This is a genomic window from Brevibacterium samyangense, assembly GCF_039529845.1.
GTDB lineage: Bacteria > Actinomycetota > Actinomycetes > Actinomycetales > Brevibacteriaceae > Brevibacterium > Brevibacterium samyangense.
In genome coordinates, this window is sequence record NZ_BAAANO010000015.1 from 76,090 (window position 1) to 90,058 (window position 13,969).

General features: G+C 69.3%; 11 protein-coding genes. 3 read left to right on the plus strand and 8 right to left on the minus strand.

The window, feature by feature from the left end; genetic code table 11:
• Positions 1-42: 42 nt before the first annotated feature.
• Positions 43-1,326: an isocitrate lyase gene (gene aceA / locus ABD172_RS08635; RefSeq protein ID WP_344308775.1), complete on the minus strand. Its 1,284-nt coding sequence runs from the start codon at positions 1,324-1,326 to the stop codon at positions 43-45.
• A gap of 235 nt (positions 1,327-1,561) precedes the next feature.
• Here aceA and ABD172_RS08640 point away from each other — a divergent pair, with 235 nt between their 5' ends.
• Positions 1,562-3,094: a helix-turn-helix domain-containing protein gene (locus ABD172_RS08640; protein WP_344308776.1), complete on the plus strand. Its 1,533-nt coding sequence runs from the start codon at positions 1,562-1,564 to the stop codon at positions 3,092-3,094.
• Between the two features lie 12 nt (positions 3,095-3,106).
• Here ABD172_RS08640 and ABD172_RS08645 read toward each other — a convergent pair whose 3' ends face one another.
• Positions 3,107-6,145 carry an FAD-binding and (Fe-S)-binding domain-containing protein gene (locus ABD172_RS08645; protein ID WP_344308777.1) on the minus strand — a complete coding sequence of 1,013 codons (3,039 nt, stop codon included), beginning with the start codon at positions 6,143-6,145 and terminating at the stop codon, positions 3,107-3,109.
• A gap of 422 nt (positions 6,146-6,567) precedes the next feature.
• Here ABD172_RS08645 and ABD172_RS08650 point away from each other — a divergent pair, with 422 nt between their 5' ends.
• Positions 6,568-7,044 carry a hypothetical protein gene (locus ABD172_RS08650; RefSeq protein WP_344308778.1) on the plus strand — a complete coding sequence of 159 codons (477 nt, stop codon included), beginning with the start codon at positions 6,568-6,570 and terminating at the stop codon, positions 7,042-7,044.
• 38 nt (positions 7,045-7,082) lie between these two features.
• The gene (locus ABD172_RS08655) at positions 7,083-8,015 is read left to right on the plus strand and encodes an inositol monophosphatase family protein (protein WP_344308780.1); all 933 of its coding nucleotides are present in this window, start codon (positions 7,083-7,085) and stop codon (positions 8,013-8,015) included.
• A gap of 98 nt (positions 8,016-8,113) precedes the next feature.
• Here the strand turns inward: ABD172_RS08655 and ABD172_RS08660 are convergent, their stop codons facing one another.
• The 6 genes from ABD172_RS08660 to ABD172_RS08685 form a co-directional block, all read right to left on the minus strand.
• Positions 8,114-8,782, minus strand: coding sequence for a GNAT family N-acetyltransferase (locus tag ABD172_RS08660; RefSeq protein ID WP_344308782.1), 669 nt, complete (start codon positions 8,780-8,782; stop codon positions 8,114-8,116).
• A gap of 236 nt (positions 8,783-9,018) precedes the next feature.
• Complete coding sequence (locus tag ABD172_RS08665; protein WP_344308784.1) at positions 9,019-9,774, minus strand: iron ABC transporter ATP-binding protein; 756 nt, start codon at positions 9,772-9,774, stop codon at positions 9,019-9,021.
• Positions 9,771-11,117, minus strand: coding sequence for an iron chelate uptake ABC transporter family permease subunit (locus tag ABD172_RS08670; protein ID WP_344308785.1), 1,347 nt, complete (start codon positions 11,115-11,117; stop codon positions 9,771-9,773). The genes ABD172_RS08665 and ABD172_RS08670 overlap by 4 nt, the downstream gene beginning before the upstream one ends.
• A complete protein-coding gene (locus ABD172_RS08675; RefSeq protein WP_344308787.1) occupies positions 11,110-12,192 on the minus strand; it encodes an ABC transporter permease in 1,083 nt (360 codons plus the stop codon). Before ABD172_RS08675 ends, ABD172_RS08670 begins: the two co-directional genes overlap by 8 nt.
• Positions 12,193-12,352: 160 nt before the next feature.
• Entirely contained in the window at positions 12,353-13,384 is a 1,032-nt protein-coding gene (locus ABD172_RS08680; RefSeq protein WP_344308788.1) for a siderophore ABC transporter substrate-binding protein, read from the minus strand.
• A 205-nt stretch (positions 13,385-13,589) separates the two neighbouring features.
• Positions 13,590-13,844 carry a hypothetical protein gene (locus ABD172_RS08685; protein ID WP_344308790.1) on the minus strand — a complete coding sequence of 85 codons (255 nt, stop codon included), beginning with the start codon at positions 13,842-13,844 and terminating at the stop codon, positions 13,590-13,592.
• Positions 13,845-13,969: the final 125 nt, after the last annotated feature.

Genomic DNA, 13,969 nt, shown 5'->3' on the forward strand with positions numbered 1-13,969 from the left:
GGTCGGTCCGAGGTCCGGGGCCGACCACCACCGGCGTGCGGCTCAGTGGAACTGAGCGGCCTCGGTCGAGTCCTTGAGCGCGGTGGTCGAGGACTGCGGGTTGATCGCGGTGGCGACGAGGTCGAAGTAGCCGGTGCCGACCTCGCGCTGGTGCTTCGTCGCGGTGTAGCCGCGTGCCTCGTCGGCGAACTCGCGCTCCTGGAGTTCGACGTACGCCTTCATCTGCTCACGGGCGTAACCGTGGGCGAGGTCGAACATCGAGTGGTTGAGCGCGTGGAAGCCGGCGAGGGTGATGAACTGGAACTTGTAGCCCATCGCCCCGAGCTCACGCTGGAACTTCGCGATCGTCGCGTCGTCGAGGTGCTTCTTCCAGTTGAACGACGGCGAGCAGTTGTACGCGAGCATCTGGTCCGGGAACTCGTCCTTGACGGCCTCCGCGAACTGCCGCGCCGCGTCGAGGTCCGGGGTGGAGGTCTCCATCCACAGCAGATCCGAGTAGGGCGCGAACGCCTTGGCGCGGGCGATGCCGTGCTCGATCCCGTTCGTGATCTTGTAGAAGCCCTCGACCGTGCGCTCGCCCGTGATGAACCGGTGGTCGCGCTCGTCGATGTCGCTCGTGATGAGCGTCGCGGACTCCGCATCCGTGCGGGCGATGAGGAGCGTCGGCACGTTCTCGACGTCCGCGGCGAGGCGCGCGGCGTTGAGGGTGCGGATGTGCTGGGCGGTGGGCACGAGGACCTTGCCACCGAGGTGGCCGCACTTCTTCTCGGAACCGAGCTGGTCCTCGAAGTGGACGCCCGAGGCACCGGCGTTGATCATGCCGCGCATGAGTTCGTAGACGTTCGCGGTGCCACCGAAGCCGGCCTCCGCGTCCGCGACGATCGGCGCGAACCAGTCCTCGACGTTGACCTTGCCCTCGGAGACCTCGATCTGATCGGCACGCATGAGGGCGTTGTTGATGCGGCGGACGACGGACGGCACCGAGTCGGCCGGGTAGATCGACTGGTCCGGGTAGGTCTGGGAGGCGTTGTTCGCGTCCGCGGCGACCTGCCAACCGGAGAGGTAGATGGCCTTGAGGCCGGCCTTCACCTGTTCGACGGCCTGGTTGCCGGTGAGGGCGCCGAGTGCGTTGACGAAGTCCTCGGAGTGGAGGAGGTCCCACAGGCGGGCGGCGCCGCGGCGGGCGAGCGTGTGCTCCTCGATGACGGAACCGCGGAGCTTGACGACGTCCTCGGCGTTGTAGTCACGGGCGATCCCGGACCAGCGCGGGTTCGTCGCCCAGTCGCTGCGGATCGCGTCGACGTCGTGGAGGTTGTTCTGAGTCATGGCACTCACTCCTTCGTGGGTGTGTCGGTCATCGGTGCCCGGTCGGACCCGGTCGTTCCGTTCGTTCGTTCCGGTCCGGGTCGTCCGGTGCGTGTGGAACCAGTCTTGACCGCCCGCAACCCTCGTGGGCAGAGTTTTTCGGTAGAAGAATTCGCATTTTTCTGCCTCAGAGAATTTTCCGTGTTCTGCTGCGAATTTCTCGTCCCGGCGTGGCCGAAGGGCTACGATCGGGCCCATGACACCCAGGACGAGGACGTCCGCCGGGGTCCCCGCAACCGGCCCCGCGACCCGACCGGGCACGGCCCTCACCACCGGCGACCCCACGGACACGACCACCCCCGAGGCGCCCGACGCCCTCAGCATCGGCCGGCGCGTCCGGCACTTCCGCACCGCCCGCGGCATGACGCTCACCGAGCTCGGTGCCGCCGTCGACCGGGCTCCGTCCCAGATCAGCGCGATCGAGAACGGCAAACGAGAGCCGAGCCTCACGATGGTGACGGCCCTCGCGAAGGCGCTCGGCACCTCGGCGGAGGAGCTGCTCGACCCGCGGCCGGTCGACGAGCGGCAGGCACTCGAGATCGAACTCGAACGTGTCCAGTCGAGTCCCCTGTACTCGACTCTCGGACTGCCGCAGGTCCGTGTGAAATCGCTTCCGCAGGATGCGCTCGAATCGATCGTCGGTCTGCAGCGCCAACTCACCTCGATGGTGAAGACCCGCGCCGCGACCCCCGAGGAGGCCCGGCGCGCGAACAAGCGACTCCGGGAACGGATGCGCGAGCGGAACAACTACTTCGGGGAACTCGAGCAGGCTGCGGCGGACATCCTCCGGACCATCGGGTACGAGGACGGACCGCTCTCGCAGCGGCAGGCCGCACGCATCGCCGAGCACCTCGGATTCACCCTCCACTACGTCCCCGACCTGCCACGATCCACCCGTTCGGTGTCCGACACCCGGCACAAGCGCCTGTACCTCTCGGCGCAGGAGGCGACCGGACACGACCCGCGATCGACGCTCCTCACGGCACTGTCCTCGCACATCCTCGGGCACACACCGCCGCAGGACTACGCGGACTTCCTCTCCCAGCGCGTGGAGACGAACTACCTCGCGGCGGCGCTCCTGCTCCCGGAGGCGGCCGCCGTGCCCTTCCTCCAGGAGGCGAAGAAGGAACGGCGGATCTCCGTCGAAGAACTCCGGGATTTCTTCTCGGTGAGCTACGAGACCGCGGCGCACCGGTTCACGAATCTCGCGACCGAACACCTCGGCCTGCCCGTGCACTTCATGAAGGTGCACATCTCCGGGACGATCCACAAGGCGTACTCGAACGACGGGCTGCCGTTCCCCACGGACCCACTCGGGGCGATCGAGGGGCAGTACGCGTGCAAGCGCTTCACGAGCCGTACCGTGTTCGGCGTCGCGGACCGCTTCAGCCCGTACTTCCACTACACGGACACCCCGCACGGGACTTTCTGGTGCACCGCGCGCGTCCTGCCCGGTGGCGGCGACTTCAGCGTGAGCATGGGAGTGCCCTTCGCCCACGTGAAGTGGTTCGAGGGACGGGAGACGGCCAACCGTTCGGAGTCGCGGTGCCCCGATCCCGGGTGCTGCCGGAGTGCACCCGAGGACCTCGCCGAGGCGTGGGCCGAGCACTCGTGGCCGGCCGCCCGCACCCATGCGAGCCTCCTCGCCGCCGTACCTCCCGGGGTCTTCCCCGGCGTCGACACGACCGAGGTCTACGAGTTCCTCGAGGCGCACGCCCCACGGGGGTGAGCTTCGGGTCGGTCAGTCGGTGCCGGTTCCCGTGCTCAGCACACCCCGGCCCCACGCCAGCAGTTCCGCGAGGTGCACGCCCTTCTTCTCGGACAGGTCGCTCACCTGGGTGCGGCACGAGTACCCGTCGGCGAGGACGATCGTGTCCTCGCCCGCGGCGTCGAGCGCGGGTTTCAGTGCGAGCTCGGACACCGCGACCGAGGTCTCGTAGTGCCCCTCGACGACCCCGAAGTTGCCCGCGAGGCCGCAGCACCCACCGAGCACCTGGGTCGTGATCCCCGTCTTCGCGAGGAGTTCCCGGTCCGCTGCGAACCCCATGACCGCGCTGTGGTGGCAGTGCGGCTGGACGACGGCGGTGAGCCCGCGCAGGTCCGGCGCCTCGTACCCGATCGACAGGAGGAACTCCGCGAGCGTCGTCGTCCGGCCCGCGACCCGCGCCGCCGCCTCCGTGCCGAGGAGTTTCTCTCCCTCGTCCTTGAGCGTCGCGGTGCACGAGGGTTCGATTCCGATGATCGGGGCGTCCCCCGTGGCGTCGAGCGAGGCGACCGCGGACCCGAGGACGTGCTTCGCCTCGTCGAGCTGTCCGGTGGAGATGAACGTGAGCCCGCAGCACTCCGTCTGCGGCACGATCCTGACGTCGACCCCCGCGTCGAGGAGCACGTCCGTCGCCGCCTGCAGCACCCGCGGCGCGAAGAAGTTCGACCACGTGTCCGCGAAGAGCACGACCTCGCGCACCTCACGCCGGGCGCCGCGGGGCGCCTCGGCGGTGTGGTCGGGGTGCTCCGCTGCGAACCGCCGCGTGAACGTGTCCCGGGTGAAGGTGGGGATCGTGCGGTGGGGGTCGATCCGGGAGACCTTCTTCGCGACCTTCGCGAGGGCCGGGATCCGGCTCACGAGGTTCGCCGCCGGGGCCATCGGGGCGGCGAGGCGCGAGAGGACGGGCAACCAACCGAGGACGTAGTGGTCCATCGGGCGGAGGCGACCCTTGTACGCCTGGAAGAGGACCTCGGACTTATAGGTCGCCAAGTCCGTGCCGGTCGGGCACTCGGAACCGCACGCCTTGCAGCTGAGGCAGAGGTCGAGGGCCTCGTGGACCTCGGGGGCGCGCCAGTCGGTGTCGACGAGGTCGCCGGTCACCATCTCCTGGAGGACGCGGGCGCGACCACGGGTCGAGTGTTTCTCGTCGCGGGTCGCCTGGTACGACGGGCACATGACGCCGCCGGTGAGCGCGGAGTCCGAACGGCATTTGCCGACACCCGTGCAGCGGTGGACGGCCGACCCGAAGTCCCCGTCGTCCTGGGCGAAGGAGAAGCCGTGGCCGCCGTGGTTCCCCGCCGCATGGGAGCCGCCGGCCGGCCCGCCCGTCCGTACCGGCAGCAGCTGCCCGGGCCGGTTCACCGCGAGGCGCATGTTCGCATCGAGCGGGTCCGGGTCGACGATGACGCCGGGGTTCATCATGCCCGTCGGGTCGAACAGCGCCTTCACCTGCGAGAACAGTTCGAGCGCGGCGGGGGAGTACATGCGCTGGAGGAGTTCGCCGCGGGCACGGCCGTCCCCGTGCTCGCCGGAGACCGAACCGCCGTACTTCGCGACGAGTTCCGCGGCGGCGAACATGAAGTCGCGCATCCGCTCGCGGCCGTCGGGTTCGTCGAGCGGGAAGTCGACGCGCATGTGGAGGCAGCCGTCGCCGAAGTGCCCGTACGGCAGCGCCCACATGCCCTTGTCGTCGAGGAGCTGCATGAGTTCGCGCAGGTAGTCGCCGAGTTTCTCCGGCGGCACCGCGGAGTCCTCCCACCCCGCGTGGCAGTCGCGGCCGTCGGGCGTGCGGGAGACGAGCCCGGCGCCGTCGGCGCGGATCTTCCAGATCGGGGCGGAGGTCGCCCCGGGCATCACCATGAACTCCCCGGCGGCCGAGGCGGCGGCGAGTTCCTGTGCCTGCGCGGCCAGCGCCTCGGGGTCGTCGCCCGCGAGTTCGACGATCATCCAACCGCCACCGGCCGGCAGTGCGGGGACCGCACCCGGGCCCTTCTGCGCGATGAGGCGGTCGAGCATCCGACGTTCCATGCCCTCGCACGCGGTGACCGGGAAGTTGCGGAGGACCGGGACGTCGTCGGCGGCCGCGGGCATGTCCGGATACCCGAGGACGACGGTCGTGACGAACGCGGGGTCTTCGACGAGGCGCATCTTCGCCCGCAGGACGACGCCCCAGGTGCCCTCGGTGCCGGCGAAGGCCCGGCGGACGTCGAACCCGTTCTCCGGCAGGAGGTTCTCGAGTCCGTACCCGGACACCTGCCGCGAGAAGGTACCGAGCTCGGTACGGATCAGCCCGAGGTGCCTGCCCACGAGTTCCTGCAACCGTGGGAAGTGCTGTGCGTCGTTCTTCCCGTCGAGGAGGACGATCTGCCCGTCCGGCAGCATGACCTCGAGTTCGATGATGTTGTCGACCGTCCGCCCGTAGCCGAGGGCCCGCGGCCCGCACGCGTTGTTGCCGATCATCCCGCCGATCGTGCAGCGGGAGTTCGTCGAGGGATCCGGGCCGAACCGCAGTCCGTGCGGTTTCGCGTGCCGCTGGAGGGTTGCATGGACGACGCCGGGTTCGACCCACGCCGCCCGCTCCTCGGGGAGGATCTCGAGCACCCGGTCCATGTGCCGGGAGAAATCGAGGACGAGGCCGGGCCCGATCGCGTTGCCGGCGAGGGTCGTGCCCGCCCCGCGGGAGGTCACCGCCACGCCGAGGCGCCGTGCGGCACCCAGCGCGGCCCGCACCTCGGCGGCGTTGCGGGGGAAGACGATGCCGAGCGGCACGATCCGGAAGAGGGACCCGTCGGAGGAGTACGCGCCGCGGTCGACCGCTTCGACGGTCAAGTCGGTGAGGCCCGCTCCCCGGAGGGCCGCCGCGAGGGCGTCGACGGATTCCTGCGGGGGCGCGGGGGTGTCGAAGGCGAGTTCGCGGAGGGTGGCGGCGGTGGGATCGACGGACCCGGGGGTGCCGTACGGAGTGGGGGAGGAGTGACCGGTGGGGATTCCGGGGTGCGGGCTGAGGGCAGTCATGCACCCATCCAACACCCGGTGCGGTGTGCGTCTCAAACAGCTGTCCGTCAGGGGGACGGCGTGCGTCGACCACGCGGGACGGCGCGCGGGAGTCGTGGGGACGGAATGGGGCCGCGGTCGTTCCGGCACCGGTCTTCGGGACCCTCTGTGACATGCGCAGATAAAGGTTCGATAACCGAGTGGCTTTCGAGTTGTAGGTCACAAAACGCGGTGTCTAGAGTGTGCCCAACAGCGCCGCTGCGGCGGATCCGGCCCATCCCCGACCAGCAATGAACCATGCCGGATTCTCACTCCCCGTGAAGCTCCCCGGTGGCGCCGAGAACGAGCAGAACGACCCCCGAGTACCCCGCGCGGGAGCCCTCCCCCGGGCCGTCCCGCGAAAGACCCAGAGCAGCACCGATGATGTGGTGAGAGGTAGAGCGATGTCCCGACGCGCGCGAGAGTTGAACAGCGACCAGCAGGCCGTGGTGGGCGCGGTGAAGAGGATCGCGAAGCAGCGCGCGAAGGTGAACGCGAACTACGTCTCCACCATCCTCCGCGCCCGCGAGCAGGGTGTCACCTACGCCGCGATCGCCGATGCCGCCGGGACCTCCTCTCAGGCGGTCCAGGAGGTCGTCCGCCGTCACCAGAATCGCGTCATCGCCGTCGAGGACGCGGTGCCCGGCCTCGCGGCGCCGGCTGCGGACGCCACGCCCGCTGAGGCCACGCCCGTTGCGGACGTCACCCCTGCCCAGGCGCCGGCACCCGAGGCCGCTCCCGTACCCGAGGCCGCTCCCACCACCGGGACAACGGCACCCACCCGGGTCCGCGCCTCGGTACCCGAGCAATCGCGCGACGCCGGCTTCGGCATCTCCGCCGCCACCGGTGACGGCACCCTGCGGAACGCTGCCGCGAGCTGATCACGCGCCGTTCACACCCGACCGTTAGGGTCGGGCGCATGGACATCGCCGCATTCCTCTCCGACCCGCTCCTCCTCGTCGCACGCAACGCCGCGGCGATCGCGACCGCACGACTCGATCACTGGTCGGGGCGCCTCGCGGGGGCGGACGTCGGCTCGAAGGACAACCCGAACGACCTCGTCACCGTCGCCGACGGGGAGATCGAGTCGCTCGTGCTCGGGTACCTCACCGCACTGCGCCCGCAGGACACCGTCATCGGCGAGGAGCACGCCGAGCCCCGCACCCTCGGGACCGCGCCGGACGGTGGGAAGGCGGCCGCCGCCCTCCTCACGATCCCCTCGTGCCTGAGCGACGGCCCCGTGTGGTCGACCCCGGTCGAATGGCACGTCGACCCGATCGACGGCACCGTGAACTTCGTGCGCGGGATCGAACACCACTGCTTCTCGATCGGTGGGAAGGACCCGGAGACGGGGGAGTGGATCGTCGGCCTCGTCGCCTCACCGGCGCTGCGGTCGGTGTGGTTCGCCCGGCGGGGTGCCGGTGCCTGGAAGACCGACCGCCTCCCCGTTCCCGGGGGTGACGGCACGGTTCCGACCGCCGCCGAGGCGGTCCCGGCGGGTACCTTCACGCGCCTCACCGGCGCCCCGGCCAACCGCAGGGGAACCGTCGCCGCCACCGGATTCGGGTACGCCCGTGAACGCCGCATCGAACAGTTCCGCCGGCTCGAGACGATCATGGAACGCTTCGACGACATCCGGCGCTGCGGATCCGCCGCGATCGACCTGTGTATGGCCGCCGAGGGGAAGGTCGACGCGTACTTCGAGCGGGGTCTCGGGATCTACGACTGGGCCGCCGGCGCGCTCATCGCGGAGGAAGCGGGAGTGCAGGTGGCGCGCGCCGCCTCGGGCCCGGAACCGACGATCGCCGCGAGCGATCCGGAACTCTTCGCGTTCCTGCGCGCGCACGCCTGAGCGCGCACGTGACGAGCGTGGGCGGGGGCGCCTCGGCCCGGGCGCCCGCGAACGACGGGGTCGAGTACGTCGCGTCGGCGCGGACGACCCTGCTCGCTTCAGCTCTCCTCGTCGAGACCGATGAAATCGCGGAAGGGCTCGGCGCCGATGACGACGACGGGTTCGGCAGGACGCACGAGCGCCTCGGAGCGGAGCACCATGCGGTGGGAGACGGTCGCCTCGCCGTCGGCGTTCGTGCTGCGGACCCGGCCGTTCTCCACGTACCCGGTCTTCTCGGAGACCCGGCGGCTGGGCGCATTGCCGTCGACGTACGTCGTGTAGAGCTCCTTCGCGTCGAAGGAGTCGAAGAAGGCGGCGGCGATCGTCTGCCGCATGAGCGTGCCGAGGCCGCGGCCCTGGAAGTCGCGGGACATCCACGAACCGGTCTCGGCGGCGTGGAGGACCGGGTAGTGCTCGGCGCGGATGCTCTGCACACCGATGACCTCGCCGCGCAGGCGGGCGGTGAACTCGAACGCCCAGTTGTCGGGTTTCGTCGCCGCGCGCACGCCCCAGTGGTAGGTGGCGAGATTGCCGGCGACGGTCCGCATATCGCCCTCGTCCCAGTTGAGGGGGAACACGCGCAGGCCCTCGGGCTGCACCCCGCCCTTGGCCGCACGGAGGAGTTCGGGCAGGTCCGCCTCACGGACGGGGGACAGCGTGAGGTCCCCGCACCGGATGGTGAGGGCGTACGGGGGCCAGATCTCTTCGAGCGTGCGCAGTGCGGGCATGCCTTCGATTGTCCCGGAGGACGGGGCGCGGGCGCTGTGATCCGGGCGTCCCGAGCCCGCGATCTTGCTCACGGCGGGCACGCGCTGCGTCCCCTGCACCCGGAATGCCAACGGTTTCGCCGAGAACGACCGAATGCGTTGCCGTTCCGCGGAAAGGCAAGCGATTCGATCGTCGTGGGTGAAAGCGTTGCCACGGGAGCGCCTCGGACGCGGCAGCCCCGAGAGCTGCAGCCCGCTCAGTAGTAGACCGCGAGCTTCCCGCGGGGGCCGTCGATGACCTCGACCGGGGTCTCGAACACCTCGGTGAGCACCGTGTCGGTCATGATCTCCTCGGGGGTACCGAACTCGACGACCTTGCCGTGCTTGACCGCGCAGATCCGGTCGCCGTAGTGACCGGCGAAGTTGATGTCGTGGATGACGATGACGACGGTGCGCCCAAGCTCGCGCGCGGCCCGCTGCAGGTGCTGCATCATCTGCACCGAGTGCTGCATGTCGAGGTTGTTGAGCGGCTCGTCGAGGAGCACGTAGTCGGTGTCCTGCGCGAGGACCATCGCGACGTACGCGCGCTGCCGCTGCCCGCCGGAGAGCTCGTCGAGGTACCGGTTCTCGAGCTCCTCGAGGCCGAGGAAGTCGATCGAGCGGCTGATGATCTCCTCGTCGTGACGGTTGAGCCGGCCCTTCGAGTACGGGAACCGTCCGAAGCCGACGAGCTGGCGCACCGTGAGGCGGGTGACGAAATGGTTCTCCTGGCGGAGGATCGACACGATCTTCGCGAGGTCCTTCGAGTGCGTGCTCGCGACGTCGTACCCGGCGATCTCGATCGTGCCCTCGTCCATGCCGAGGAGACGTCCGATCATCGTGAGGAGCGTCGACTTGCCGGCTCCGTTGGGGCCGACGAGTGCGGTGATGCCGCCCTCGGGGATCGTGAGGTCGACGGGTCCGATCGAGACCTCGTCGGTGTAGGACTTGCGGACTCCGGTCAGCGTGATCACAGGCGGCCCTTTCGGAGGATGTAGACGAGGAAGAACGTGCCGCCGACGAGCTCGATGATGATGCTCACGGCACCGGCGGCGTAGAAGATGTTCTTGAGGACGAAGTACGCCCCGGCGAGGACCGTGACGCCGACGGCCCAGGCCATCGGGAACACATAGCGGTGGTCGTGGGTGTCCGCGAGCTGGTACGCGATCATCGCGACGAGGAACCCGAAGAAGGTCATGGGCCCGACGAGCGAGGTCGACACGGCCATGAGCACGGACACGCACAGCAGGACGATCATCGTCTGCCGCTGGTAGTTCACACCGAGGTTCATCGCGGTGTCCCGTCCGAGTGCGAGCACGTTGAGACGCGTGGAGAAGAACCACAGCCCGCCACCGGCGAGTGCGACGAACGGCAACCCGATGAGCAGGTACGTGCTGTCGGCGTTCGCGATCGACCCGATGAGCCGGGCGGTGAGGACGTCGAACTCGCTCGGCGTGAGGAGCCGCTGCATGAACGTCGTGATGGATCCGAGTCCGCCACCGATGACGATGCCGACGAGCAGCATGATCTGGATGTTCCCGCGCTTGCCGGTGAGCAGCCAGCCGTAGAGCAGCGCGGAGAACCCGATCATGAGGATCACTTGGAACACGAACTGTGCGGGCCCCTGGACGATGACGACCCCGGCGGCACCGAACGCGAACACCGCAGCGGTCTGCACGAGTGAGTACAGGGACTCGAAGCCCATGATCGACGGGGTGATGATCCGGTTGTTCGTGGCGGTCTGGAACGCGACCGTCGCGACGCCCTGACAGAACGCGACGACGATGACGATCGCGACGTTCTCGGCACGCAACTGCGCGATCTTCCAGAACCCGTCGGATCCGATCGGCATCGGGTTGTCCCACGCGAGATTGCCCCACGAGAACAGGAGCGCGGCGGCGATGAGCGACCCGAGGATCACCCAGTACCGGCGGTGGCCCTGCTTCGTCGGGATCGGCCCGGCGTGCCGCAGCGGCTTGTGCACCGGGCGGTTGCTCAGCGGCGGGGTCGTGCGTTGGGGCGTCGTCGGCCGCCCGGTCCGGCGCACTCCCGAGGTGGTCGGCAGGCCCTTGCCGAGCAGCGACGGCGCCGCAGCGCCGGCGGGGCGGGAGGACGCGGAACCCGAGGCGCCGGAGGGCGCGGTACCGGAAGGGGCGGAACCCGCCGAGGCGCGGGTCGCCTCGGCGTCGTCGGCACCGGTCGCCCGGATGACGGGCGTGCCCGAGGTGCCCGGCGCCTCGGGAGCGGAGGTCCGGGGGATCCGCTTGCCGACGGAGCCGCCGGCCGGAGGATTCGGGAGGGAGTAACGATCAGCCATGGCGACGGGTCCTCAGGATCAGGATGACGAAGACGACGGATCCCACGACACCGAGGATGAGGGAGACGGGGACTTCGAACGGCATGATGATGGTGCGACCGATGAGGTCGCAGACGGCGACGATCCAGATCCCCGCGAGGGCGACCCACGGAAGGTTCGAGCGGAGGTCGTCCCCGCGGATCATCGAGACGATGTTCGGCACGATGAGGCCGATGAACGGCAGATTCCCGACGACGACGGTGATGACGCCGGTCGCGATCGCGATGAGACCGGTGCCGAGGTACATGACGCTGCGGTAGTTGAGGCCGACGTTCGTCGCGATCTCCTCGCCGAGGCCCGCCACGGTGAACCGGTCGGCGGTGACGAACACGGCGACGACGACGAGGATCGTCACGAGCAGGGGTTCCCACTGACCCTCGACGACCGAGGTGAAGGACCCGGCGAACCAGATACCGACGTTCTGCAGCATGTCGGTCGAGAGGGCGATGAAGCTCGAGAGGGCGCCGACGATCGCGCCCATCATCATGCCGACGATGGGGACGATGACCGAGGAGCGCAGGCGCACGCGCTGGAGGAACGCGAAGAAGATGACGGTGCCGATGAACGAGGCGATGATCGCGAGCGTCATCTTCACCATGAGGTTCCCGTGGGGGAACAGGATCATCGCGAGGAGGAGACCGAGGCCGGCCCATTCCGTCGTCCCCGCCGTCGAGGGGGAGACGAAACGGTTCTGGGTGAGCAGCTGCATGACGAGGCCGCACATCGCGAGCGTCGCCCCGGCGAGGACGAGCGCGATCGTGCGGGGGACGCGGGTGATGAGGAACATCTCCCACCCGTCCGGGTTGTTCCACACGTCGTAGACCCCGACGAAGAGGGACGCCACGAGCAGCCCGAGCGTGAAGACGATCGCGAGGCCGAACTGCCAGGTGAGGAGGCTGCGGCGGGTGCGGTTCCGGGCGTGGTTCGCGGTTTCCGGCAGGGCGGTGCCGCCGGCGGGGGGCGTGGTGCCCACCGGGGCGGTGGTGCCGGTGCCCGCCGGGTCCGACGGTGGTGGTGAGTCGAGTGTGCTGCTCATGCTTCCGAACTGTCTCGTGTGGTGGAGGGCCGGTGCGACCCGTGGGCCGGGGGCAGTCGGCCCACGGCCCGGTGGAGCGGGCCGCCGAACGCGACGATGGGCCCGACGACGCTGTCGTCGGGCCCAGGTCACGTGGCGGGCCGAGGCTTCAGGATGCCACTCAGCCGTTCTGCTCGAAGGCGTCGGCCATCTGATTGAGGTAGGTCGTGTACGTCTGGATGGACTCGTTGGTGTAGGTGTCCTGCGGCATGTAGAGGATGTTCTCCTCCTGCACGGCGGTGACGTTCTGCAGTGCCGCGGAGTTCGCGAGGAGTTCGTTCGCCGGCTTGTAGGCGGGGTCCTCGGTCGCGGTGGAGATCGCGGCGTCACGGTCCATCACGAGGATCCAGTCGGGGTTCGACTGGGCGATCGCCTCGACGGAGATGTCGTCACCGTGCGAGGTGTCCTCGGCCTGCTGCTCGAGCGCCGGGGTGAGGCCGGCCCAGTCGTAGATCGGGCCGAGCGTACGACCGGTGGACGGGGCGACGTAAGAGATCTCACCGCCGGAGGTGAGCACCGACATGACGGTGTCCTCCGGGTCGTAGGCGGCCTTCACGCGCTCGACGGCGGCGTCGAAGTCCTCGACGAGCGCGGCGGACTCCTCCTCCTTGTCGAACATGAGACCCATTGCCTCGATCTGGCGGACGAGGCCTTCATCGAGCGGCTCGTCCTCGCGCACATTGAGGTTGACGGAGTCGGCTTCCGGGGCGAGCTCGGCGAAGTCGTCCGCGTACTGTGCGAAGCGACCGCCGGAGATGATGAGGCCGGGCTCGGCGGCGACGATCGACTCGAGGTCGGGCTCATTGTGGGAGCCGAGGTCGATGATCTCCTCGTTCTCCTTCATCGGGTTCGTCGACGGCATGAGTGCGCGCGGAGCGGCGACAAGCTCGATGCCCCAGTCGGAGGCCGTCTGGAAGAGGCGGTTGTCGGTGATGACGACGTTCTGCGGCGGCACGGAGACCTCGACATCGACGACCTCGGTGGCCTCGTCCTCGAGGGCGAGGGACTGCACGGTGACGGTGCCCTCCGCGGCGGCCGTGGTCTCCTCGCTGCCGGCCTCGGCGGTCGAGTCGGTCCCACAGGCGGTGAGGCCGAGGACGAGGGTGACAGCGGCGGCAGCAGCGGCCGAGAGGCGGCGGTGCTTCTTCAGCATGGGGCGGGTCTCCTTGGTCGGATGGAATTACCGAAGACGACAGTACGGTAATTCGTCTTAGGCAAGGTTACCCTATCCAAATTTCGTTAGCGGTCTGTGACCTATACCTGCCGCGGTGAGGATTCATTCGCGGGGTGGATGCCTATGCGTGGCTGTGCACGGGCGGAGGGCGGTCCCGGTGGTCGGGCGGGGGACGGTGCGGAGGTCAGTCCTCCTCGCCGCCCTCGTCCTCCTCGTCACCACCGTCGGAGTCGTCCGCGCTGTCGCCGCCGTCGTCGGAGTCGCTGTCGTCCCTGCCGTCGTCGCCCTGTTCCTCGTTCTGCTCGGGCGAGGTGCCGTCGCCCTCGTCCTCCTCCCCGCCGCCCATCTGCCAGCACGCCGAGAGCGAGGCGGTGAGAGCGAGCGCGGCTGCAGCTGCTGCTGTGCGGCGGGCTGTGCGATGCCAGGTGATGCGTTTCATGGTGTCCTCCAGAGGTGGGCGCCGTGCGTGCGGCGGAAAGCGTCCGGGCAAGGTGCCTTCCCATCATGGGCCCGCGTCCGGGTGGCTGTCGACGGGACGCGACGTTTCTCCGTCGGCGTGCCGTG

Excerpts from the sequence above, each read along its gene's own strand:
- ABD172_RS08650 (WP_344308778.1), top strand. The coding sequence starts at position 6,568 with ATGTCCCGACGCGCGCGAGAGTTGAACAGCGACCAGCAGGCCGTGGTG.
- aceA (WP_344308775.1), bottom strand. The coding sequence starts at position 1,326 with ATGACTCAGAACAACCTCCACGACGTCGACGCGATCCGCAGCGACTGG.
- ABD172_RS08680 (WP_344308788.1), bottom strand. The coding sequence starts at position 13,384 with ATGCTGAAGAAGCACCGCCGCCTCTCGGCCGCTGCTGCCGCCGCTGTC.
- ABD172_RS08655 (WP_344308780.1), top strand. The coding sequence starts at position 7,083 with ATGGACATCGCCGCATTCCTCTCCGACCCGCTCCTCCTCGTCGCACGC.
- ABD172_RS08670 (WP_344308785.1), bottom strand. The coding sequence starts at position 11,117 with ATGGCTGATCGTTACTCCCTCCCGAATCCTCCGGCCGGCGGCTCCGTC.
- ABD172_RS08660 (WP_344308782.1), bottom strand. The coding sequence starts at position 8,782 with ATGCCCGCACTGCGCACGCTCGAAGAGATCTGGCCCCCGTACGCCCTC.
- ABD172_RS08685 (WP_344308790.1), bottom strand. The coding sequence starts at position 13,844 with ATGAAACGCATCACCTGGCATCGCACAGCCCGCCGCACAGCAGCAGCT.
- ABD172_RS08645 (WP_344308777.1), bottom strand. The coding sequence starts at position 6,145 with ATGACTGCCCTCAGCCCGCACCCCGGAATCCCCACCGGTCACTCCTCC.
- ABD172_RS08640 (WP_344308776.1), top strand. The coding sequence starts at position 1,562 with ATGACACCCAGGACGAGGACGTCCGCCGGGGTCCCCGCAACCGGCCCC.
- ABD172_RS08675 (WP_344308787.1), bottom strand. The coding sequence starts at position 12,192 with ATGAGCAGCACACTCGACTCACCACCACCGTCGGACCCGGCGGGCACC.